Annotated in this window: 18 protein-coding genes; 14 read left to right on the top strand and 4 right to left on the bottom strand. The window is 73.2% G+C overall.

Translation table 11 applies throughout. The features are described from left to right. Nucleotides 1-40: 40 nt before the first annotated feature. The 5 genes from ACFYMP_RS27045 to ACFYMP_RS27025 all read left to right on the top strand — a co-directional run bounded on the left by ACFYMP_RS27045 (nucleotide 41) and on the right by ACFYMP_RS27025 (nucleotide 4,523). Nucleotides 41-1,249, top strand: coding sequence for an acyl-CoA dehydrogenase family protein (locus tag ACFYMP_RS27045; RefSeq protein WP_388862388.1), 1,209 nt, complete (start codon nucleotides 41-43; stop codon nucleotides 1,247-1,249). Nucleotides 1,250-1,315: 66 nt separating this feature from the next. Further along, nucleotides 1,316-2,479, top strand: coding sequence for an LLM class flavin-dependent oxidoreductase (locus ACFYMP_RS27040; protein ID WP_388862386.1), 1,164 nt, complete (start codon nucleotides 1,316-1,318; stop codon nucleotides 2,477-2,479). Beyond that, nucleotides 2,476-3,210, top strand: coding sequence for an alpha/beta hydrolase (locus ACFYMP_RS27035; RefSeq protein WP_388862384.1), 735 nt, complete (start codon nucleotides 2,476-2,478; stop codon nucleotides 3,208-3,210). The genes ACFYMP_RS27040 and ACFYMP_RS27035 overlap by 4 nt, the downstream gene beginning before the upstream one ends. A gap of 36 nt (nucleotides 3,211-3,246) precedes the next feature. Continuing rightward, complete coding sequence (locus tag ACFYMP_RS27030; protein ID WP_388862382.1) at nucleotides 3,247-3,825, top strand: flavin reductase family protein; 579 nt, start codon at nucleotides 3,247-3,249, stop codon at nucleotides 3,823-3,825. Between the two features lie 323 nt (nucleotides 3,826-4,148). Continuing rightward, on the top strand, nucleotides 4,149-4,523 hold the full coding sequence (locus ACFYMP_RS27025) for a VOC family protein (protein ID WP_388862491.1): 375 nt from the start codon (nucleotides 4,149-4,151) through the stop codon (nucleotides 4,521-4,523). 21 nt (nucleotides 4,524-4,544) lie between these two features. Here the strand turns inward: ACFYMP_RS27025 and ACFYMP_RS27020 are convergent, their stop codons facing one another. The 3 genes from ACFYMP_RS27020 to ACFYMP_RS27010 form a co-directional block, all read right to left on the bottom strand. Further along, nucleotides 4,545-5,888: a hypothetical protein gene (locus ACFYMP_RS27020; RefSeq protein WP_388862380.1), complete on the bottom strand. Its 1,344-nt coding sequence runs from the start codon at nucleotides 5,886-5,888 to the stop codon at nucleotides 4,545-4,547. A gap of 262 nt (nucleotides 5,889-6,150) precedes the next feature. Continuing rightward, entirely contained in the window at nucleotides 6,151-7,596 is a 1,446-nt protein-coding gene (locus ACFYMP_RS27015) for a glyceraldehyde-3-phosphate dehydrogenase (RefSeq protein ID WP_388862378.1), read from the bottom strand. Nucleotides 7,597-7,762: 166 nt separating this feature from the next. Next, the gene (locus ACFYMP_RS27010) at nucleotides 7,763-9,007 is read right to left on the bottom strand and encodes an MFS transporter (protein WP_388862376.1); all 1,245 of its coding nucleotides are present in this window, start codon (nucleotides 9,005-9,007) and stop codon (nucleotides 7,763-7,765) included. Nucleotides 9,008-9,176: 169 nt separating this feature from the next. On the opposite strand from ACFYMP_RS27010, the gene ACFYMP_RS27005 reads away from it, so the two are divergent. The 9 genes from ACFYMP_RS27005 to ACFYMP_RS26965 all read left to right on the top strand — a co-directional run bounded on the left by ACFYMP_RS27005 (nucleotide 9,177) and on the right by ACFYMP_RS26965 (nucleotide 20,600). Continuing rightward, on the top strand, nucleotides 9,177-12,611 hold the full coding sequence (locus ACFYMP_RS27005; RefSeq protein WP_388862374.1) for a BTAD domain-containing putative transcriptional regulator: 3,435 nt from the start codon (nucleotides 9,177-9,179) through the stop codon (nucleotides 12,609-12,611). Between the two features lie 109 nt (nucleotides 12,612-12,720). Further along, the gene (locus ACFYMP_RS27000; RefSeq protein WP_388862372.1) at nucleotides 12,721-12,861 is read left to right on the top strand and encodes a hypothetical protein; all 141 of its coding nucleotides are present in this window, start codon (nucleotides 12,721-12,723) and stop codon (nucleotides 12,859-12,861) included. A gap of 307 nt (nucleotides 12,862-13,168) precedes the next feature. Beyond that, complete coding sequence (locus ACFYMP_RS26995) at nucleotides 13,169-14,155, top strand: amino acid ABC transporter permease (protein WP_388862370.1); 987 nt, start codon at nucleotides 13,169-13,171, stop codon at nucleotides 14,153-14,155. Next, nucleotides 14,152-14,925, top strand: coding sequence for an amino acid ABC transporter ATP-binding protein (locus tag ACFYMP_RS26990; RefSeq protein WP_388862368.1), 774 nt, complete (start codon nucleotides 14,152-14,154; stop codon nucleotides 14,923-14,925). Before ACFYMP_RS26995 ends, ACFYMP_RS26990 begins: the two co-directional genes overlap by 4 nt. Nucleotides 14,926-14,985: 60 nt before the next feature. Next, nucleotides 14,986-16,020: an ABC transporter substrate-binding protein gene (locus ACFYMP_RS26985; protein WP_388862366.1), complete on the top strand. Its 1,035-nt coding sequence runs from the start codon at nucleotides 14,986-14,988 to the stop codon at nucleotides 16,018-16,020. Nucleotides 16,021-16,087: 67 nt separating this feature from the next. Beyond that, the gene (locus ACFYMP_RS26980) at nucleotides 16,088-16,822 is read left to right on the top strand and encodes a GNAT family N-acetyltransferase (protein ID WP_388862364.1); all 735 of its coding nucleotides are present in this window, start codon (nucleotides 16,088-16,090) and stop codon (nucleotides 16,820-16,822) included. A 64-nt stretch (nucleotides 16,823-16,886) separates the two neighbouring features. After that, complete coding sequence (locus ACFYMP_RS26975) at nucleotides 16,887-18,089, top strand: LLM class flavin-dependent oxidoreductase (protein ID WP_388862362.1); 1,203 nt, start codon at nucleotides 16,887-16,889, stop codon at nucleotides 18,087-18,089. A gap of 16 nt (nucleotides 18,090-18,105) precedes the next feature. After that, nucleotides 18,106-19,464 carry an NtaA/DmoA family FMN-dependent monooxygenase gene (locus ACFYMP_RS26970; protein WP_388862360.1) on the top strand — a complete coding sequence of 453 codons (1,359 nt, stop codon included), beginning with the start codon at nucleotides 18,106-18,108 and terminating at the stop codon, nucleotides 19,462-19,464. Between the two features lie 11 nt (nucleotides 19,465-19,475). Continuing rightward, nucleotides 19,476-20,600, top strand: a complete 1,125-nt coding sequence (locus tag ACFYMP_RS26965) for an LLM class flavin-dependent oxidoreductase (protein ID WP_388862358.1) — start codon at nucleotides 19,476-19,478, stop codon at nucleotides 20,598-20,600. Nucleotides 20,601-20,692: 92 nt separating this feature from the next. Here ACFYMP_RS26965 and ACFYMP_RS26960 read toward each other — a convergent pair whose 3' ends face one another. Continuing rightward, entirely contained in the window at nucleotides 20,693-22,036 is a 1,344-nt protein-coding gene (locus ACFYMP_RS26960) for an MFS transporter (protein ID WP_388862356.1), read from the bottom strand. Between the last annotated feature and the right edge of the window lie 38 nt (nucleotides 22,037-22,074).

Genomic DNA, 22,074 nt, shown 5'->3' with positions numbered 1-22,074 from the left:
CCGCCGCCCGCGCACCCTGCCCCGATCGTCCGGAGAGCCAGTGACCCGCACCGCACCCACCGAGGACAGCGCGACCGGCGCCGCCCCGCCCCTGCCCGCCCTCGACCTGGACCGGCTCCCGGCCGTCACCGAGGCGCTCGCCGCCCGTGCCGACGAGCACGACCGCGACGCCTCCTTCCCCACCGAGGGCTTCGCCCTCGCGTGGGAGACGGGTCTGCTGACCGCCACCGTCGCCGCCCGGCACGGCGGACCGGAAGCCGGACTGGCCACCACCACGGGCATCCTGCGCGCCCTGGGCGCCGGAGACCCGGCCGTCGCCCTCGTCACCGCGATGACGCTCTTCACGCACGCCGCCGAGGCGCGTACCCCCGGCTGGCCGCCCGCCGCCTACGCGGCTCTCCTCGACGAGTCCGCCACCGCCCCCGCCCTCGTCAACTCCCTGCGCGTGGAGCCGGAACTGGGCAGTCCGGTGCGGGGCGGCCTGCCCGCCACCACGGCGCGGCGGTCAGGCGGCGACTGGCTCCTGAGCGGCCGGAAGATCTACTCCACGGGAGCCGTGGGGCTGAGCCGCATGCTCGTCTTCGCCCGCACCGAGGAGGACCCCGCGCGCGTCGGCTCGTTCGTCGTACGAGCGGGCAGCCCGGGGCTGAGCATCGAGCCGACCTGGGACCACGTGGGCCTGCGCGCGAGCCGCAGCGACGACGTGGTCCTCGACTCCGTACGCGTCCCACTCGCCGATGTCCTCGGCCTGACCGAGGCCGGCGAGACCCCGGGCGCCCGCCCCGACGCCACCACCGGAGCGTGGAACGCTCTCGGGCTCACCGCCCTGTACCTCGGTGTCGCCGGCGCGGCCCGCGACTGGCTCGCCGGTTTCCTCCACGAACGCGTGCCCACCGCGCTCGGCGCCCCGCTGGCCACCCTGCCCCGCTTCCAGAGCGCGGTCGGGGAGATCGAGTCCGCCCTGCTCGGCGCGAACGCCCTCGTCGACACCTTCGCCGCCCGCGTCGACGCCGGGGACGAGGCGGCCGCACGACAGGCCGGAGCCGTCAAGGTACTCGGCACCCGCGCCGCCACCACCGCCGTCGAACAGGCGCTCTCCCTCACCGGCAACCACGGCCTGACCCGGGCCAACCCGCTCCAGCGCCACTACCGCGACGTCCTGTGCGCCCGGGTGCACACCCCGCAGGACGACTCCGTGCTCCTCACCACCGGCCGGGCGGCCCTCGACAGGGCCCGGCCGCGCCCCTGAGGCCGAGAGCCACCGCGCTCTCCCCCCGTCCCCGGGGAACCACCAGCAGCGAAAGGACACCGCCCCATGAGCGCACCCACCACCGAGGCGACCCAGGCACCCGCCTCCGTCGAGTTCGTCGGCATGATCGCCACTAGCGACGGTTCCGAGACCCGGGCCGCCCAGGGACCGGTCATCGATCCCGGGTTCACCGAACGGTTCGCCCGCGCCCACGAGGACGCCGGCTTCGACCGCATCCTCATCGGCTACGCCGCGGGCCACCCCGACGGCCTCCAGGTCGCCGCACACGTCGCCGCGCGCACCGAACGCATCGGCCTGCTCATCGCCCACCGGCCCGGCGTCATCGCCCCCACGCTCGCCGCCCGCAGCTTCGCGACCCTCGACCAGTTCACCGGCGGACGGGTCGCCCTGCACACCATCACGGGAGGCAACGACACCGAGCAGCGCAGGGACGGCGACTACCTCGAAAAGGACGAACGCTACGAGCGCACCGACGAGTACCTGTCGATCCTGCGCCGCGCCTGGGCCTCCTCCGAGCGCTTCAGCCACGAGGGCCGCCACTACCGCTTCGAGGACTACGGGACGCAGGTGCTGCCCTTCCGGGACAGCGGCATCCCGCTCTACTTCGGGGGCTCCTCGCCGGCCGCCTACCGGGTCGGCGGCAAGCACGCCGACACCTTCGCCCTGTGGGGCGAGCCGCTCGCCGAGACCGCCGAGCAGATCGCCTCGGTACGGGCCGCCGCCGAGGCCGCGGGGCGTGCCACCCCGCCCGGCATCAGCGTGTCGTTCCGGCCGATCCTCGCGCCCACCGAGGAACTGGCCTGGGAACGCGCGCACCGCGTCCTCGCCACCATCAAGTCCGGTGCCGGGCGGCCCTTCCTCGACCAGCACCGGCGCAGGCACGGAGACGGCGGGCCGCAGAACACCGGCTCCCAGCGGCTCTTGGCCGCGGCCGCCAAGGGCGATCTGCACGACCGCGCGCTGTGGACCCCCACCGCGACCGCCAGCGGAGCCGGAGGCAACACCACCGCGCTGGTCGGCACCCCGGAAACCGTCGCCCAGGCCCTCCTCGACTACGTCGACATCGGCGTCACCACCCTCCTCATCCGCGGCTACGACCCGCTGGACGACGCCATCGACTACGGACGCCACCTCATCCCCCTGGTCCGCCAGGAACTCGCCCACCGCGCGTCCACCGCCACGCCGCTCGCCGCGGGGAGCACCCGATGACCGAGGTCCCCACCTGGCGGCCTCCGGCCGGTATCGCCCCGCGCGGAACGCTGATCGTCCTCCCCGGGCGTGGTGAACACCCTCTCGTCTACGAACGGTTCGGCCGTCGTCTGGCCCAGGACGGATACGTGGTGCACGCGCTCGGCACCACCCCGCAGGACACGGCGGACCACGTGCGGCACGCCGCCTCGCGCGCCGCCGGAGAGCGGGCCACCGCCCCCGTCGTCCTGGTCGGCAGCGACACCGGCGCGCTCCACGCGCTGCACGCCGCCGCGCCGCACGCGGGCCCCTTCGCCGTGCACGGCGTCGTCCTCGCGGGCGCCGCACCGGTCAACGGCCCCGGAACGGCCGGAACCGACGACTGGGACGCCGAACTCGACGCGCGGACCGCGTGCCCGACCCACCGGGCACGGCTGAGTGAGGACGCCGGCTTCCGCCGCGGACAGCTCGCCGCACCGGTCCCGGACCACCTCCTGACCGAGGACCCGCGCCTCGGGGTGCCCGCCCTCGTCCTGCACGGCGAGGACGATCCGGTCACGCCGGTCAAGGAAGCACGTGAACGCGCCGCCCTGCTTCCCGGAGCCACTCTCGCCGTGGTGCGCGGCGGCGTCCACGACGTCCTCAACGACGCCTCCCACCGGACCGCGGCGGCGGCCCTGGTCCTGTGGCTCGAAGGTGTCCGGGCCGACCCGGACACGGCGCGCCCGCTCCTGACCCTCATCGAAGCCTGAGCCCGCCGCAGGCAACCGCACCCGAAGGGACGCGACATGACCGTTTCCACCCAGCACTCCGCGCACGCGCGGGCCGTATCGCCCCAGCACCCCGCCCCCGCGCGGGCCGTGCCACCGGACGCCGAGGAACCGGGCGCGGGCGAGATACTGCGCCGCACGCTGCGCCGGCACGCGGCCGGGGTCACCGTGATCACGGTGCCCGGACCGGCCGGGTTCACCGCGACCTCGTTCACGTCGGTCTCGCTCGCCCCGGCCCTCGTCTCCTTCTACCTCGGGGCCACGGCCTCCACCTTCGCCGCCGTCGAGCGGGCGGACCGGTTCGCCGTCCACGTTCTCGGCGCCCAGGACGCGGCCCTGGCCGCCGGGTTCGCCCGCAGCGGCGCCGACAGGTTCGCGGGCGTGCCATGGACCCCGGACAGCGGCGGACTCCCGATCCTCGACGGCGTGCCCGCGTGGCTCACCGCGCGCGTGACGCTGCGCCGGCGCATCGGCGACCACGTGCTGGTCGTGGGGGAGGTCGAGTCGGGCGGCGGCCACCACACGGGCACGGCCCTCGTCCACCACGACGGCGCGTTCGCGACCCCGGTGGGCCTCGCGGCACCCGCACAGGGATGACGCGCGGGGTGCGGGGCCGCGTACACGGACCCGCACCCCGCGACCGGTGCCCGCCTCGCGGGGAAGGGGGCACGCCGCACCGCGCATGTCAACCAACCACCTTTACCAGCGCCGGTGTTGCGACAGGCCGCCGCACCGCGTACGGTCACCTCCCGTGCACACCGGACCGGCGCCACGACGCCACACACGGATCGGCGATCCGGTGGAGAGCTGATCGCACGGAGGGGGCGCGGAAGCCACCCCCTTCCTCCGGCACGCGGACCTCCACGGACTCAGGTCATTACGAGTCCTTTCCCATGCCGGAACACAGCGAGGTCAGCCAGATGACAGTCACCTTCAACCACACCATCATCGCGTCCAAGGACCGCGAGGAGTCGGCCCGGTTCTTCCGCGAGCTGCTGGAACTCCCGGCGGCGCCGTCCTGGGGACCGTTCGTCAACATCCAGCTGGAGGACGGCGTACTGCTCCAGTTCGCCGAACCCCCGGTCGACATCCAGATGCAGCACTACGCGTTCCTGATCGACGAGGAGCTGTTCGACCGGGCGTACGGGCGGCTGCGCGAGCGCGGCATCGAGCACTGGGCCGATCCGCAGATGCGCCGCTCCGGCGAGGTCAACAGCGAACACGGCGGCCGGGGCGTCTACTTCAAGGATCCCGCGGGTCACGCGATCGAGCTGATCACGCGCCCGTACCTGTAGCCGCTCGCCCGGCCCCACGCTTCAGAGGCTGCCGCCGAAGGCCCGTACCGCCGCGCCCCGCCACGCCTCGGCCTCCGGGCCGAGAGCGAGGTGGGGCGCGGCGCTCAGCACCGGGTGGCCGAACTGCAGCAACAGCAGTTCGTCCCCCGGCTCGACGGGGCCGGACACGGTCTGCGGCCACCACAGCGCCTCGTCGGCGCCCAGCTCGGGCAGGGTGGGCGGCGGACCGGGCAGCGGGCCGTGAGCGGAGCCGTCCGGGGCGAGCCGGTAGCGTCCCGGGGCCGGCAACCGGGGCAGGTGGGCCCGTCGCCCCGCGCGCACGACGAACTGACTCAGTCCCGGTACGGGGGCCAGGCTGACGGACCCCCCGGGCAGGGCGGGCAGCAGGCAGGCCAGGATGTGCAGACCCAGGGCGGGCAGCAGACCGGCCGCGTGTTCCGCCGCCTGCGACAGGGCGGAGGCCGCCCGGAAGCGCGGGCTGATCCCGACACCGACCACCTCGGTCCCGTCCGCCAGCAGGTCCACCCCGAACACGCCGCGGTAGCCGCGCTCGCGCAACACCTCCCCGACGCGCAGCGCCGCGCCACGGGCGCGCTCGTACACCCCCGGCGCGAGTGCGTCCGGGCCGAGCAGTTGATCGCCCTCGGGCGCGCCCCGGTCCGCCGCAGGACCGGTCGGACCCGGCAGGTGGTGCGAGACGGCCGAGACGACCGTGCGGTCGCCGGCCGCGCACGCGCTCACCACGAGCGGACGGCCCGGCAGGACGCGGCTGAGCTTGAGCGCCCGGCCCGGCCAGGCGGCCATCGCCCTCTCCAGCGCCTCGGGGCCGCTCACCGGCACCGTGCCCCGCCGCGGCGGGCCGCTCTCGCGGCGTTCGAGAACCGCCTGCTGCCACTGTCCGTCCCAGTAGGCCGAAACGCTTCTGCGGCGGTGGGCGGGGACGACGACGTGATCGGCGACGGGGACCCCGGCGATCCGGAACAGCTCCAGAGAGTCGATCGTGTCGGCCGCCCGCGCGGCGATCGCCGCGTCGGCGGCCAGCAGCCGGTGCCCGTGCGCACGGGCCCAGCGCGTCGCGGTGCCGCCGTACTCGGGGGCCGGGGCCACCGCGAAGGCACGGGGCGCGGGCTGCCTGGGCGGTTCGACCGAGCGGGGCGCGGGCACCGTACGCAGCGGCGGCGGCGCCTCGTGCCGCAGCCACGGGACGCGGTGCCCGAAGGAGGTGGAGAGGAAGGCCGAGCGGTCCAGCCACACGACGTCCTCGACCCGCTCCGCGAGCAGTGCCAGCCCCTCGTCGGCCGGCACGCCCTCCAGAACCTCCTGCCCCCGCCCCGCCCGACGGACCGGCCCGTACGGCGATGCCATCGCGTTCCTCCTCGCTTCCGTCGCGCGTCTCGCGCGTACTGCGGTTACGGGAGGTTAGACACGCTGGTCCCGGGTGTTCGCCGCCCGCGCGGCGAGGGACGGGGCAAACCCCCTGATACGGGGGAGTTTCACCGCACGCCGGACCTACAGGAGGACAGGTATTCGTCACCGGCTTCCCACCAGACGTCCCCCGTCGCACGCGGTCGCGGCCCCGCCTCCCCGCGAGAACCGGGGCGAGGGGGCCGGCCGGGCCCCGCCGTGGTCAGGCCGCCGGGGCCGGATAGGTGGGGTACTCGACGCCGGACACGTGCTGGACCACCCGCACGACCTGGCAGGAGTAGCCGAACTCGTTGTCGTACCAGAGGTAGAGGATCGCGTTGTCACCCTCGACCTTGGTGGCCCCGGCGTCGACGATCGAGGCGTGGCGCGAGCCGATGAAGTCGCTGGAGACCGCGTCGGGGGTGCTGACGAAGTCGATCTGACGCTTGAGCGGCGAGGTGAGCGACACCTCGCGGAGGTGGTCGAGGACCTCCGCGCGCGTGGCCTCGCGGGCGAGGCGCAGATTGAGGATCGCGATCGACACGTCCGGCACGGGGACGCGGATCGAGCTGCCGGTGATCTTCGCGTCGAGGTCCGGGAGGGCCTTCGCGACCGCGGAGGCGGCGCCGGTCTCCGTGATGACCATGTTGAGCGGCGCGGACCGCCCCCGCCGGTCCGAGCCGTGGTAGTTGTCCAGCAGGTTCTGGTCGTTGGTGAAGGAGTGCACCGTCTCGACGTGGCCGCGCAGGACGCCGTACTCGTCCGCCATCGCCTTGAGCGGCGGGACGATCGCGTTGGTCGTGCAGGAGGCGCAGGACAGGATCCGCTCGTCGGGCTTGATCGTCTCGTGGTTGACGCCGTGCACGATGTTGGGGATGTCCCCCTTGCCGGGCGCGGTCAGCACCACCTTGGCGATGCCGGGACGCAGGTGCTTCGACAGCCCCTCGCGGTCCCGCCAGCGGCCGGTGTTGTCGATGAGGACCGCGTCCCTGATCCCGTACTCGGTGTAGTCCACCGTCGTCGGGTCGTCGCAGTAGATCACCTGGATCTCGTGGCCGTTGGCGAGGATCCGCTCGCGCGCCTCGTCCACCGTGATGGTGCCCTGGAACGGCCCGTGGATCGAGTCCCTGCGCAGCAGCGAGGCGCGCTTGACGATGTCCTGGCCAGAGCCCCTGCGCACGACGACGGCGCGCAGCCGCAGGCCGTTGCCGGAGCCGGCCTTCTCGATGAGCAGACGGGCCACGAGACGGCCGATGCGGCCGAAGCCGTAGAGGACGACATCCCTCGGCGCGCCGCGCTCGATCTTGCGCTCACCGGTCGCCCCGGCGACGGCCTCGGCGGTGAACTCCGCCACGCTCAGGCCCCGGTCGTCTGCCCGGTACGTCGTGGCGAGCATGCCGATGTCGATCTGGGAGGGCCCGAGGTCGAGAGCGGTCAGTGCCTCCAGGAACGGCAACGTCTCGGTGACCGACAGCTCCGCGCCCGCTATCTGCCGGGCGAAGCGGTGGGTCTTCAGGAGACCGACCACCGACTTGTTCACCAAGGAGCGGCTGTGGAGCAGGACGGTCACGTCCCGGTCCCGTTGCAGCTTCCCGATGATCGGGATCATCGACTCCGCGATCCGCTCGCGGGTCTTCCATTGAGTGAACGAGTCGTCATTGACAGTCACAGATTTAACTTTCGAGCTAGGCGACGCTCATATGATAACCCGGTGGTCGGTGGGCTTTCGGGCGGGCCCACGACCGGTGCGGGACATCCACGACCAGCCCTCGTCGGGCGCGCGGTGTCCCGCCCGGGTCGCGGGCGCGAGCTTGGACGGGGCAGTCCGCGGTCCGCTACGCCGCGTTCCGTCTGCCGGGGAAACCGTGCCCGCGCGCGGCGACGACCACCACGAGCACCGGCACGAGCAGCAGCAGGACCGCCCACGGGAAGGAGCCGCTGCCGTAGACGTCGAGGAGGACACCGCCGAGGACGCCACCTGCGGCCATCGCGAGGTTCCACAAGGTCACCAGCATCGCCTGTGCCCCGTCCGCCTGTTCACCACCGGCGTCGCCGGCCGCCGTCTGCAGCAGCGTGGGCACCCCGCCCCAGCCCAGGCCCCACAGCGCCGAGGCGGCGTACACCGCCGCCTCGTCCCGCGCGTACAGCGCGAGCAGCGTCGCCGCCACGGCCACCAGCAGCGTGCTGAGCACCGTCAGGGAGCGCAGCCGACGGTGGATCAGCGCCCCCACCGCCCAGACGCCCAGCAGCGAGGCGAGACCGAAGCAGAGCAGCACGAGGTCCGTGCTGCCGCCCAGGCCCACGTCGTCGAGGAACGGGGCGATGTACGCGTACAGGACCGTATGGGCCAGGACGAAGAAGAGCGTCACGCTCAGCACCGCCGGCACGCCCGGCACCCGCGCGGCCCGCAGGAGCCCCGGGCCCCTGCCGGGTTCGTGCCCCGGGTGGTCCGGCACGATCGCCGTGATCCACACCAGCAGCAGGACCGTGAGACCCGTCATCGACAAGAACGCCACCCGCCAGCCCGCCGTCGAGCCGAGGAAGGTCCCGGCGGGCACACCCAGCGACAGGGCGACCGGGATGCCCGCCATGGCCACGGCGATCGCCCTGCCCTGGAGCGCCACGGGAGCCAGCCGCCGCGCGTACCCGGCGAGCAGCGCCCACGCGAGACCCGCGGCCGTGCCGGCGAGGAAACGCGCCACCGCCGTCAGCGCGTAGTCCGAGGACACCGCCGTGACGGTGTTGGCCACGGCGAAACCCGCCATCGCCGTCAGGAGCAGCCGCTTGCGCGGCCACCCGGAAGTGGCCGCGGTCAGCGGGATCGCGGTCACGGCGGTACCGATCGCGTAGATCGTGACGGTCTGGCCGGCCGCGGACTCGCTCACGCCGAGGTCCGCGCTCATCGCCGGCAGCAACCCCGCCGGCAGCGTCTCGGTGAGACTGGTGAGGAAGACGGCGGTCGCGAGAGCGAGGAGGGCGAACAGCGGAAGACGCTGCCGCTCCCCACCCCCCGCCCGCGCGCCGGCCGGTGAGGAGCGGGCCGCCGAGGACTCGGCCGTGGTGTCGGGGGTGGTGCTCATGCGTACCTCTCCGGACGGTTCGGCTCGCCGGACGGCCGTCCGGCGAGCGGTGTTCTGTGCGGGCGCACCCGACACTGCGCCCTGGCGCTTCGGGAATCCTTCGGGAAAGCTGACGGCCCACCGGCGGCCGGACAGGGAGCCCACCGGCGGCCCCTGTACCGTGACCGGCATGCGGTTCGGTGTACTGGGGCCACTCGTGGTGTGGGACGACGCGGGAGAGCCGGTCACCGTCCCCGAGGCCAAGGTGCGTGCCCTCCTCGCGGACCTGCTCGTACACGAAGGCGCCCCGGTCCCCACCGACCGCCTCGTACAGGACCTGTGGGGCGACGCGCCGCCCGGCAACCCGGCCGGCGCCCTCCAGGCCAAGGTCTCCCAACTGCGGCGCGTGCTCGGCAAGGACCGCGTGCAGCGCCGGCCGCCCGGCTACCGCCTCGTACTCGACGGTCCGGGCCCCGAGGTGGACGCGGGCCGGTTCCGCGCCCTGGTCACCGAGGCCCGCACCGCCGCCGATCCGCACACCCGGGCGGCGCTGCTCACCCAGGCCCTCGGCCTGTGGCGGGGCGCCGCCTACGCGGACTTCGCCGACGAGGAGTTCGTCCGGGCGGCGGCTCAGCGCCTCGGCGAGCAGCGGCTCTCGGCCCTGGAGGAGCAGGCCGAGGCACGGCTCCTCACCGGCGACCACCTCCTGCTCGGGGAACTTGCCGGCCTCGTCGTCGCACACCCCCTGCGGGAGCGGCTGCGCGCCCTCCAGATGCGCGCTCTGTACCGAGCGGGCCGTCAGAGCGAGGCACTGGCGGCCTACGAGGACCTGCGCGCACGCCTCGCCGCGGATCTCGGGATCGACCCGGCCCCCGAACTCGCGCGCCTGCACCGGGCCGTTCTGCGCCAGGACCCCGCCCTGGCCGAGGCCCTCCCCGCCGCTGTCCCCCTCCCGCCCCCCTCCACGACCGCGCCGCGGACGCCTCCGTCCCTTACCGCGTACGTTGGTGCCCCGGAGCCCGCCGCCGGGGCCCTGCCGCTCGCGCTGACCCCTCTCGTCGGACGGGAACGCGAACTCGCGAGGCTCGGCCGCCTCCTGACCGAGGCGCGGCTGGTGACGCTCACCGGCGCGGGCGGGGTCGGCAAGACGAGCCTGGCGCTGGCCGCCGCGCGAGCGCAGGAGGACCCTCCGGCGGGAGCCGAACCCCCGCCGGACGTCCGCCTCGTGGAGCTGTCCGGCCTCCGCGGCCCGGCCGGCGAACTCGCTCGGGCGGTCGGCGCCGCGCTGGGTCTGCGAGACGACGTCCCGGCGTCCGCGGGAGCACGCGGGGGCGCCGCCGCGTCCCCCGCCCAACGGCTCGCGCTCGCCCTCCGCGGGCGCCGTACCCTGCTCGTCCTCGACAACTGCGAGCACGTCGTGGAGGCGGCGGCGGAACTCGCCGGGCTGCTGCTGCGCTCCACCCCCGGCCTGCGGGTGCTCGCCACCAGCCAGGACCCGCTGGGGCTGGCCGGCGAGGTCCTTCTCCCCGTCGAGCCGCTGGCGCCCGAGGACGCCGTCCTGCTGTTCACGGAGCGTGCCGCCGACAGCGACCCGCGCTTCCCCCGTGACCCGCGCGAGGCCGATCCCGGCGACCGGGAGGCCGTGGCCGAGATCTGCCGCCGTCTCGACGGCATCCCGCTCGCCCTCGAACTCGCCGCGACCCGCGTACGCGCCCTGGGGGTCCGGGAACTGGCCCTGAGGCTCGGTGACCGGTTCACGCTGCTCACCTCCCACCGGCGCGACGTACCGGCCCGGCAGCGGACACTGCGTGCCGTACTCGACTGGAGCTGGGAACTGCTGAGCGGTCCCGAGCGCGTCGTGCTGCGCCGACTGGCGGCGCACAGCGACGGCTGCGCCCTCGACGCCGCCGAGGACACCTGCTCCGGTGACGGGGTGGACCGTCGGGAGGTGCTCCCCCTCCTGGTCCGGCTCGTCGACCGCTCCCTCGTGGTCGTCTCGGAAGCCCGCTGGGGACGGCGCTACCGGCTGCCGGAGTCCGTCGCCGCGTACGCGGGCGAACACCTCAACGCGGCGGCCGAGTCGGCCGCCGTTCGCGAGCGCCACCTGCGTCACTACCGCGCACTCGCCGAACGCGCCGAGCCCCACCTGTGCGCGGCCGGCCGGAGGGAATGGCTCGGCCGCCTGGACGCCGAGGCGGGAAACCTGCGCGGGGCGCTTGAGGAGGCGGTCCGCCGGGCCCGGAGCGGCGCCACCGAGGACCGGGCCGACGCGGTCCGGCTGGCCACCTCCCTGACGTGGTGGTGGCTGCTGCGCGGACGGCTCACCGAGGCACGCCGCGCCCTCACCGCCGTGCGCGCCACCTACGGGCGGCCCGGCGGAGACCGGGCCGAGGCGGGCCCCGCCCCCCTCGAACTCGTCCTGCTGGAGCACGCCTTCGCGCTCCTGACCGGCGACCGCACCGGCGCGGACACGATCGTCCCCGCCGTCCCCGACGCCGCCCCCGCGGCCGGCCGAGGCCGCACCGCCCGCGCCCTGTGGCTGTGCGCCCACGGCCTGTACAGCGCGGGCGCCGTCGCGGGCGCCGAGGAGCTGAACGACCGCGCCCACGCCGCCTTCGCCGAGACGGACGACCGCTGGGGCAACGCCGCCGCGCTCGGCCTGCGCGCCACCCTGGCCCTGGCGCGCGGCGACCTCGCGGCGGTCGCTCGCGACGGACTGCTCAGCGCCCGCATCTTCCGTGAACTGGGCGATATATGGGGCCAGTTGCAGACGGTTCTGCCACTCGCCGTGCTCGCCGAGATCAAGGGGGAGTACGACGAGGCGGCCCGCCGTCAGCGCGAAGGGCTCGACCTGGCCCGTGAGGGGGACCTGCCCGCCGAGGTGTCCCTCCGGCTCTCCGGGCTCGGCCGGCTGGCCCTGCTGGCCCGCGACTGGGACCGCGCCGAGGACCTGCACGAGCAGGCCCGCCGCCTCGCCGTCGCCCAGGGCTTCGCGTACGGGGAGATCCACGCCGAGATGGGTCTGGCGCTCGGGGCGCGCCGCCGGGGCGACCTGGACACCGCCGAAAGGCACCTGCTGCACCTGCGCGACAGCCATGCCGAGGCGTCCTCACCGGCGGGGGACCACCTCCTGTGCGCCGAACTCGGCTTCCTCGCCGAACTCCGGGAAGACGCGCGGGGCGCGAGCCTCCACCACCTGCGCGGCTGGGAGGTGGCCCGCGCCCTCGACGAACCGCGTGCCCTCGCGCTCTCCCTGGAGGGCCTGGCGGGCGCGGCGGCCCTGTCCGGCGACACGCCCGGCGCCGCGCGGGCCGCGCTGCTGCTCGGAGCCGCGGACGCGGCGCGCCGGGGCGCCGGGGCCCCGCTCCCGCCCGCCGAGCGAGCGGACGTGGACCGTGTCACGGCGGCCGCACGCGGAGCCCTGGGGCCCGCCGCGTTCGATGCGGCCTTCGCCCGGGGGGCCGAACTCGCGCCCAGGGAAGCGGTGTTCACCCCGCCGCCGCACTGCGGCACCACGGCGCGACACGTCCCCGCCGAAGCGCCCCGCACCGCCCTGCCGGGACCCTCGGCGCCGCCCGCGAGAGGTACGGAGAACAGGCCGGACAGACCGCTGAGCTGTCCATGATGCGGGTGCCCCGTTGACAGCGGATCGAGGAACTGTCTAGGTTACGCCGCAGATCGGTCGGGAGTGACCGTGTCGAGCCCGGCCGGGCGGAAGGGTGACGGTGGCAGCGATGACGAAGTCCGCGGCGCTCACCGTCTCCCGGCACCGCGGCCGAGTCGCGCCCTTCCTGAACCGCCCCGTCGATCTCCTGCGCGTCAACAGCGCCCTGTGTCCGCGTGTTGTGGGCACCACCGCCCGCCGCCAGGACTGACCCACCGCACCCGGTGACCGCCGCTTCGGCTGCGGACCGGCGCAGGGACCGCCCACCGTTCCGGATCAACCGGGGCGAGACCGCGGTCGCCGGGCAGCCCCAACGGCACCGGCCCTCCTGAGTACGCCCTCCCGGGCGATCGCCCCCGCGGCCCGCCCGCACAGTCACCCGCCCTGCCGCCGTACACCACGGCACAGCAGTCCTCTCCCACCGTCCCTCGTGCGTCGCCGCCTTGTCGACGTACGGCCCCTCCGTGCGCGTCCCGTCCCGGGGTGCCCGCCGGTGCCCACTCCGCAGGAGCCCACCCATGAGTGAACCGCCAGGTTCCGCCGTCTCTCCCGTCCGGCCCTCACCGGCCCCGGCGCCCGAGGCCGCCGGGCCGCTGTCGGCTCAGCGGGTCCAGCCCCTGCGCCGCCCCGGCCGCTGGATACTGACCGCCGTCGTACTGGTGCTGGCCGCCCAGATCGCGCACGGCCTCGTCACCAACCCCTTCTACCAGTGGGACCGTTTCGCCTACTGGTTCCTGCGGCCCTCCCTCCTCGACGGCCTGCTCATCACCCTTGAGGTCACCGCCCTCTCGGCGGTGCTCGGTCTGCTCGGCGGGGTACTGCTCGCCCTGGCCCGGCTGTCCCGCAGCCCCGTCCTGCGCGGGGTGAGCTGGACCTACATCTGGCTGTTCCGCTCGGTCCCGCTCATCGTGGTCCTGCTGTTCCTCTACAACTTCAGCGCCCTGTACCAGACGCTGAGCATCGGAGTGCCCTTCGGGCCCGCCTTCTTCCGCTTCGACGAATCGCGGCTGGCCACCGACCTCGTCGTCGCCGTCGTCGGACTGAGCCTCAACGAGGCCGCCTATGCCGCCGAGGTGGTGCGCGCCGGGCTGCTCTCCGTCGACCAGGGCCAGCACGAGGCGGCCTCCGCCCTCGGACTGCCGCGCCGCTACCAGTTCCTGCGCATCGTCCTCCCGCAGGCCCTGCGTGCGATCACCCCTGCCTACGTCAACCAGCTCATCGGACTCGTCAAGAGCACCTCCCTCGTGTTCTACGTCTCGCTCCTCGACCTGTTCGGCACCGTGCAGAGCATGGGCAGCACCTACCCGGGCGACATCGTGCCCCTCCTCCTCGTCGCCACCGTCTGGTACGTGATCCTCACGAGCCTCGTCTCCGTCGTGCAGTTCTACGTCGAGCGCCGCTCCTCCCGCGGGGCCCTGCGCACCCTGCCACCGACCCCGCTGCAACGGCTGCGCTCCGCCGTCCGCGAACTGAGGGCCCGCGCCCGCAAGGAGGCCGCGATATGAGCACGGCACCGGCCGCCGCCGTCGAGATCCACGACGTCCACAAGTGGTACGGCGCCCACCGGGTCCTCGACGGGGTGAACCTGACGGTGCGACCGGGTGAGGTCACCGTCGTCCTCGGCCCCTCCGGCTCCGGGAAGTCGACCCTCCTCAGGGTCGTCAACCACCTGGAGAAACCCGAGATCGGCCACGTCAGCCTCGGCGGGGAACTGATCGGGGTACGCCGGCACAAAGGACGGCTCAAGGAACTCAACGAACGCGCCATCCTCGCCCAGCGCAGCCGCATCGGCTTCGTCTTCCAGAACTTCAACCTCTTCCCGCACCTCACCGCCCTCGACAACGTGGCCGCCGCACCCGTCGCCACCGGCCGGGCCACGAAGGAGGAGGCCGCGGAGCTCGCGCGGACACTACTCGACCGGGTCGGGCTCGGCGAGCGCGCCGGCGCCTACCCCCGCCAGCTCTCCGGCGGACAGCAGCAACGCGTCGCCATCGCCCGCGCCCTGGCACTGCGCCCCGAAGTGGTCCTCTTCGACGAACCCACCTCCGCGCTCGACCCGGAACTCGTCGGTGAGGTGCTCGACGTCATCAAGGACCTCGCCACGAGCGGCACGACCCTCGTCGTGGTGACCCACGAGATCGGCTTCGCCCGCGAGGTGGCCGACCGGGTCGTCTTCCTCGACGGCGGCCGCGTACTGGAACAGGGGCCGCCCTCCGAGGTCCTCGACCGGCCCGCGCACCCCCGCACCCGGGACTTCCTGCTCAGAGTCCTGTGAACACCCGGCCTCCCCCCTCCTCCCCGGCCACCACATCCTCACCGACAAGGAACCGCACCCATGCCCACCAGCCGCACCCACCACAGAGCCGCGCGCCGCTCCCTGACCGCCGCCCTGGCCCTCACCACCCTCGCCCTCGCCCTCACCGCGTGCGGCGGTGACGAGGAGAACAGCGCCTCGGTGGCCGCCCCCGGCACGAAGCCCGGTCAGGTCACGATCGGCGCGCTGGCGAACGGGGCGGCCGAGAAGACCACCCTGCGGGTCCCCAAGGTGGCCTCCCTGCACGCCAAGCTCCCCCAAGCGCTACGCGACAAGGGGGAGTTGGTCATCGGCGTGGGCGCGCTACCCGCGGGCTCCCCGCCGCTGGACTTCGTCGGCAGCGACCAGAAGACCCTCACCGGCTCCGAGAGCGACCTCGGCCGGCTCGTCGCCTCCGTCCTCGGCCTCAAGCCGGTGGTGCGCAACTCCACGTGGGAGAACCTGTTCGTCGGCATCGACAGTGGCAAGGTCGACGCCGCCTTCTCCAACGTCACCGACACCGAGGAGCGCAAGCGCAAGTACGAGTTCGCCTCCTACCGCCAGGACAACCTGGCCTTCGAGACGAACAAGACGAGCGACTGGACCTTCAAGGGCGACTACAAGGTGCTCGCCGGCCAGACCGTCGCCGTCGGCTCGGGCACCAACCAGGAACGCATCCTGCTCGCCTGGCAGAAGAAGCTCAAGGACGAGGGCAAGAAGCTCACCGTCAAGCACTACCCCGACAACAACGGCGTCTACCTGGCCCTGCGCGGGAAGAAGATCGACGCCTACTTCGGCCCCAACCCGGCGGTCGCCTACCACGTCCACAAGAGCGCCGGCTCCCCTCAGCCGACACGCAGCGCCGGCACCTTCTCCGGGGCGGGCGCCGAACTCCAGGGACTCATCGCCGCCACCGCCAAGAAGGGCAGCGGACTCGCGGAGCCCCTGGCCGCCGCCATCAACCACCTCATCAAGAACGGCCAGTACGCCACCTGGCTCAAGACCTGGAACCTCTCCGACGAGGCCGTGAGCCGCTCCCTGGTCAACCCGCCGGGGCTCCCGCTCAGCGACTCCTGACCCGACCCGGACTCAGGGCGGCGCCCCGCGCCGCCGTCACCACCCCGAACCAGGAGAACCCCGCACCATGGCGACCAGCGTCCAGCCGGCCCAGCAGCCGCCCGCCCCCTCCACCCCCCATCCGCTCGACAACCCCGCCTGGGCCGCGCTGAGCGGACCGCACTCCTCCTTCGCCGAACGGGTGGGCCTCGCCGCGCGCTACCCGAGCGACGTCGCCACGTTCACGGCGCTCGCCGACCCCGCGGACCCCGCCGCCTGGGCCGACCTCGCGACCCTGCTGGGCCCCGGCGTCGAGGCCGTCGTCACCGGGGCGAGCAGCCAAGCGCCGCCCGGCTGGCAGACCGTGGAGCGAGTCGCCGGCGTCCAGTTCGTCGACACCGCGCTACGCGCCGCACCCGATCCGCAGGCCGTACGGCTCACCCAGGCCGACGCCGACGAGATCCTCGACCTCGTGGCCCGCACCCGCCCAGGGCCCTTCAAACAGCGCACCGTCACCCTCGGCACGTACCTGGGCATCCGGCACGAGGGCCGCCTCGTCGCGCTGGCGGGGGAGCGCCTGCACCCGCCGGGCTGGACCGAGATCAGCGCCGTGTGCACCGACCCCGCACACCGCGGCCGGGGACTCGCCACCCGGCTCGTGCGCGCGGTGGCCGCCGGGATCAGGGAACGCGGGGAGACCCCCTTCCTGCACACCGCGGCGAGCAACACCACGGCCATCCGGCTGTACGAGTCACTCGGCTTCACGCTCCGCAAGCAGACGACATTCCTCGCCGTACGCACCCCGGACACCGTCACCCGCTGACACCACCGCCCGGAGCAGGCCCGCCGCCGCCCGCACGGCCCCGCCCACCAGAAAGGCCCCTCCCGTGTCCCAGACACCGCCCCTGCACCTGGCCGTCGCCCTCGACGGAGCCGGCTGGCACCCCGCCGCCTGGCGCGAACCCGGGGCCAGGCCGAAGGACCTCCTCACCGCCCGCTACTGGGGCGATCTGGTGCGCGAGGCGGAGGCGGGCCTGCTCGACTTCGTGACCTTCGAGGACTCCCTCGCCCTCCAGTCCGACCACCTCGACCGGGTCGACGACCGCACCGACCGGGTACGCGGACGGCTGGACGCGGTACTCCTCGCGGCCCGTGTCGCCCCCCTCACCCGCCACATCGGCCTCGTGCCCACCGCCGTGGTCACCCACACCGAGCCCTTCCACCTGTCCAAGGCCGTCGCGACCCTCGACCACGTCAGCGAGGGCCGCGCCGGACTACGCGTCCAGATCTCCGCACGCCCCTACGAGAGCGCTCACTTCGGCCGGCGCACCCTTCCGCGCCTCACGCTCAAGGAGCTCAACGAACCGGCCGGACAGGCGCTCGTCGAGGAGTTCTTCGACGAGGCGGCCGACTACGTGGAGGTCGTGCGCCGCCTGTGGGACAGCTGGGAGGACGACGCGGAGATCCGCGACGCCGCCACCGGCCGCTTCATCGACCGCGACAAACTCCATTACATCGACTTCAGCGGCCCACACTTCAGCGTCAAGGGGCCCTCCATCACTCCCCGGCCCCCGCAGGGCCAGCCCCTGGTCACCGCCCTCGCCCACCAGACCATCCCCTACCGGCTGGTGGCCCGTTCCACCGACCTCGGCTACGTCACCCCGCACAGCGCCGAGGACGCGCGGGCCGTCGTCCACGAGATCCGCGAGGAGCAGCAGGCCGCCGGACGGGAGGGCGAACCCCTGCACGTGTTCGGTGAACTGGTGGTCCTGCTCGATAAGGAACCCGGACGCGCCGCCGAACGCCTCGCCCACCTCGACGACCTCGCCGGTGGCACCTACACGAGCGACGCCGAGATATTCACCGGCACCCCCGCCGAACTCGCCGACCTCCTCCTCGACTGGCGGGGCGCCGGCCTGACCGGATACCGGCTGCGCCCCGCCGTCCTCGACCACGACCTGACCGGCATCACCCGCGCGCTGGTGCCCGAACTGCGCAGGCGCGGGGCCTTCCGCGACAGCTACACCGCCGACACCCTGCGCGGACTGCTGGGCCTGGACCGCCCCGCCAACCGCTACGCCACCACCTGACCCGGAGGAACCCACCATGAGCACACCGCTCAAGCAGATCCATCTGGCGGCGCACTTCCCCGGGGTCAACAACACCACGGTGTGGAGCGACCCGAGGTCCGGAAGTCACATCGACTTCCGCTCCTTCACCCACTTCGCGAAGACCGCAGAACGCGCCAAGTTCGACTTCCTGTTCCTCGCCGAGGGGCTGCGGCTGCGCGAACAGGGCGGGAAGATCTACGAACTCGACGTGGTGGGCCGGCCCGACACCTTCACGGTGCTCGCCGCCCTCGCCGCCGTCACCGAACGCCTCGGCCTGACCGGGACCATCAACTCGACCTTCAACGAGCCCTACGAGGTCGCCCGGCAGTTCGCGAGCCTCGACCACCTCTCCGAGGGACGTGCCGCCTGGAACGTCGTCACCTCCTGGGACGCCTTCACCGGGGAGAACTTCCGGCGCGGCGGCTTCCTCCCCCAGGACCAGCGGTACGCGCGCGCCACGGAGTTCCTGTCCACCGCGCACGAACTCTTCGACTCCTGGACGGGGCAGGAGATCGTCGCCGACCAGGAGTCCGGGACCTTCCTGCGGGACGCGCGCGCCGGGGCCTTCGCCCACCACGGCGAGCAGTTCGACATCGAGGGCCGCTTCAACGTGCCGCGCAGCCCCCAGGGACGGCCGGTCGTCTTCCAGGCCGGCGACTCCGAGGAGGGCCGCGAGTTCGCCGCCGCCCAGGCCGACGCCATCTTCAGCCGGCACGACACGCTGGAGGCAGGCCGGCAGTTCTACCGCGACGTCAAGGGCCGCCTCGCCCGCCACGGCCGCCGCCCCGAACAGCTGTTGATCCTTCCCGCCGCCACCTTCGCGCTCGCCGACACCGACGCCGAGGCTCTCGAACTCGCCCACGAGGTGCGACTCCAGCAGGTCAGCGGACAGACCGCGCTGCGCCACCTGGAACACGTCTGGAACCGCGACCTGTCCGGCTACGACCCGGACGGGCCGCTGCCCGACATCGACCCGGACCCCGGCGAGCACACCGTCGCGCGCGGCCGCGCCAGTGTGCGGCAGCACCGCGACCCGCTGGCTCTCGCGCGGGAGTGGCGCGAACGCGCCGAGGCGAAGAACCTCTCCATCCGGGAACTCGTCATCGACGTCACCGGGCGCCAGACCTTCATCGGCTCGCCCGCCACCGTCGCGGCCACCATCAACGATCTGGTGCAGGCCGACGCCGCCGACGGGTTCATCCTCGTCCCGCACCTCACCCCGGGCGGGCTCGACGCCTTCGCCGACACCGTCGTCCCGCTGCTCCAGGAACGCGGCGTCTTCCGGCACGACTACACGGGAAAGACCCTGCGCGACCACCTCGGTCTCGCGCTGCCCGAAGCCGCCGAGCACTGAGGAGCACGGTCATGCCCGCCCTTCCCCTCGGGGTCCTCGATCTCGTCCCCGTCTCCTCCGGCGAGAGCCCCGCCCAGGCGATCCGCCACTCGGTCGACCTGGCCCAGCACGCCGAACGTCTCGGATACGCCCGGTACTGGTTCGCCGAACACCACCTCAACCCGGGCGTGGCCGGAACCTCCCCGGCCGTGCTGCTGGCCCTGACCGCCCAGGCCACCGCGAGCATCCGGCTCGGCTCGGGGGCCGTCCAGCTCGGCCACCGCACCGCCCTGTCCACGGTGGAGGAGTTCGGCCTCCTCGACGCTCTGTACCCCGGCCGCCTCGATCTCGGCCTCGGCCGCTCGGGCGGCGCCCCGCCCGACAAGGCGGGCCCACCGCCCGCCCGTACCCCGGTCGTCGACGGCCGTGCCCCGAACGGGCTGCGGATACCCGAGCGCTTCTCCTTCGCCCACCTGCTCGGCTCCCCGCGCGTCGCCCTCCAGCAGAGACTCCTGCGCCAGCCGGGCGCCAGGCCGCAGGAGTACGGCGAGCAGATCGACGAACTCCTCGCGCTGCTGCACGGCACCTACCGCTCACCGGAGGGCATCGAGGCCCACGTCGTACCCGGTGAGGGCGCCGAGCTACAGGTGTGGATACTCGGCTCCAGCGGCGGCGTCAGCGCCCAGGCGGCCGGCCGGCTGGGACTGCGCTTCGCCGCGAACTACCACGTCAGCCCCGCGACCGTACTCGAAGCGGTCGAGGGCTACCGGGCCGCCTTCACCCCCTCCGAGGAACTGGCCGCACCCCACGTCAGCGTCTCGGCCGACGTGGTCGTCGCCGAGGACGAGGACCAGGCCCGCGAGCTCGCCGCGGGCTACGGGCCCTGGGTGCGCTCCATCCGCACCGCCGAGGGGGCGATCCCCTTCCCGACCCCCGAGGAGGCCCGCGCCCACCCCTGGACCGAGGCCGACCGGGCACTCGTGGCCGACCGCGTCGAGACCCAGTTCGTCGGGACCCCGCGGGGCGTGGCCGACCAGCTCGAACAACTCGCCCAGGCCACCGGCGCGGACGAACTGCTCGTCACCACCATCACCCACGACCACGCCGACCGGGTGCGCTCCTACGAGTTGCTCGCGAAGGAGTGGCACGCCAGGTGACCTCCGGCACAGCCGCGCGGAAGGGAGAGACGCCGGACCCCCGCGTACGTGAGCCCGTCACGTACGCGGGGGTCCGGCGCCGTCCCCGTGCCTCAGTCCAGGGTGGCCCCGGACGTCTCGGGTGCCCAGACGAAGGAGAACACCGCGCCCAGTACGAGAAAGGCGCTGAGAATCGCCATGGAGGGGGAGAAACCGAGATGGTCGATGCTCATGGGCAGCAGGAAGGTACCCGCCGCCGAGCCGACCCGGCTCAGTCCGTTGAGGAGGCCCACCCCGGAACTGCGCAGTGAGGTGGAGAACAACTCGGGCGGATAGACCTGATCCAGGTTGGAGGAGGCCGACATCGTGAAGGTGAAGACCAGGAACAGCACGAACAGCAGAAGCTTCGGGGCGCCCGGCCACACCCCCATCGGGCCGAGGGCGACGGCCATCACCAGGAACGATCCGATCACGAATCCACGCCGGGAGAAGCGGGCGACGAACCAGAGGCCGCCGATGCTCCCCAGGAACAGGAAGACGTTGAGCAGCCCGTCTCCGAGGAATCCGTTCTCGAAACCGAACTTGGCCATGACGATGGGCAGGAACGTGTAGATGGCGAAGTACGGAATGACCTGGCAGTTGTAGTAGAGGATGCCGAAGGCCGTCTTGCGCCACTGCTCGGGGGCGAAGAGCCCGCGGTAGGAGGAGGCGGCTTTCGCGGAGATGTCCGAGTCGACCACGATGGACTCGAAGTCGACGTGCGGGCCGATGTACTCGCGCACCACCGCCCGAGCCTCCTCGACCCGCCCCTTGCCGATCAGCCAGCGGGGCGACTCGGGGGTGCCCATCCGCATGACCAGGACCACGACGGCGGGCAGCGCGCTGGTGGCCAGCAGCCACCTCCAGGAGTCTCCCCCCATGTCGATGAGGTAGTTCCCGAAGAAGTAGGAACAGATGTAGCCGACCGTCCACATGGCCGTCAGCGAGGCCAGCAGGAATCCGCGGTGCTTGCGCGGACAGAATTCCGCGACGAGGGTCGGGCCGATGGCGTAGTCGGCGCCGATCCCGATGCCTATCAGAATGCGCAGGACGAAGAGTTCGATCGGTCCGTTGACCCAGAACTGCGCGACCGAGGCCACCGTGATCAGCGCGAAATTCAGCATGTAGAGCCGCTGCCGGCCGATACGGTCGGCGAGCCAGCCGAGTGTGATACTGCCCAGGAAGATACCGATCAGGGCGGAGGCGCCGATCAGCCCCTCCCAGACGGAGCCGAATTTCATCTGCGGCTGAATGAGGGTCAGCGCGATACCGATGACGCCGAGGTGATAGCCGTCGGAGAAGTTCGCGCCGAAGGTGAGCGCGGTTATCTTTATGTGGAACCGGTTGAGGGGTGCGTCGTCGAAGGAGACACGGCCCGAATCCGTCGCCGGGGCAGGAGCTAGTTGTTTTTCAGGCATCGTTACGCAGAAGGTCCTATCCGTACAGAAGTGCCGTC

Origin of the sequence: Streptomyces sp. NPDC007088 (assembly GCF_042869355.1) — a bacterium.
Taxonomy (GTDB): domain Bacteria; phylum Actinomycetota; class Actinomycetes; order Streptomycetales; family Streptomycetaceae; genus Streptomyces.
Note: the sequence above shows the minus strand (reverse complement) of the source record. Positions and strands in the feature narration are given on the sequence as shown.

Bases quoted from the DNA above. Each gene is read 5' to 3' on its own strand.
- ACFYMP_RS27040 (WP_388862386.1), top strand. From the start codon at position 1,316: ATGAGCGCACCCACCACCGAGGCGACCCAGGCACCCGCCTCCGTCGAG.
- ACFYMP_RS27035 (WP_388862384.1), top strand. From the start codon at position 2,476: ATGACCGAGGTCCCCACCTGGCGGCCTCCGGCCGGTATCGCCCCGCGC.
- ACFYMP_RS27030 (WP_388862382.1), top strand. From the start codon at position 3,247: ATGACCGTTTCCACCCAGCACTCCGCGCACGCGCGGGCCGTATCGCCC.
- ACFYMP_RS27025 (WP_388862491.1), top strand. From the start codon at position 4,149: ATGACAGTCACCTTCAACCACACCATCATCGCGTCCAAGGACCGCGAG.
- ACFYMP_RS27020 (WP_388862380.1), bottom strand. From the start codon at position 5,888: ATGGCATCGCCGTACGGGCCGGTCCGTCGGGCGGGGCGGGGGCAGGAG.
- ACFYMP_RS27010 (WP_388862376.1), bottom strand. From the start codon at position 9,007: ATGAGCACCACCCCCGACACCACGGCCGAGTCCTCGGCGGCCCGCTCC.
- ACFYMP_RS27005 (WP_388862374.1), top strand. From the start codon at position 9,177: ATGCGGTTCGGTGTACTGGGGCCACTCGTGGTGTGGGACGACGCGGGA.
- ACFYMP_RS27000 (WP_388862372.1), top strand. From the start codon at position 12,721: ATGACGAAGTCCGCGGCGCTCACCGTCTCCCGGCACCGCGGCCGAGTC.
- ACFYMP_RS26995 (WP_388862370.1), top strand. From the start codon at position 13,169: ATGAGTGAACCGCCAGGTTCCGCCGTCTCTCCCGTCCGGCCCTCACCG.
- ACFYMP_RS26990 (WP_388862368.1), top strand. From the start codon at position 14,152: ATGAGCACGGCACCGGCCGCCGCCGTCGAGATCCACGACGTCCACAAG.
- ACFYMP_RS26985 (WP_388862366.1), top strand. From the start codon at position 14,986: ATGCCCACCAGCCGCACCCACCACAGAGCCGCGCGCCGCTCCCTGACC.
- ACFYMP_RS26980 (WP_388862364.1), top strand. From the start codon at position 16,088: ATGGCGACCAGCGTCCAGCCGGCCCAGCAGCCGCCCGCCCCCTCCACC.
- ACFYMP_RS26970 (WP_388862360.1), top strand. From the start codon at position 18,106: ATGAGCACACCGCTCAAGCAGATCCATCTGGCGGCGCACTTCCCCGGG.
- ACFYMP_RS26965 (WP_388862358.1), top strand. From the start codon at position 19,476: ATGCCCGCCCTTCCCCTCGGGGTCCTCGATCTCGTCCCCGTCTCCTCC.
- ACFYMP_RS26960 (WP_388862356.1), bottom strand. From the start codon at position 22,036: ATGCCTGAAAAACAACTAGCTCCTGCCCCGGCGACGGATTCGGGCCGT.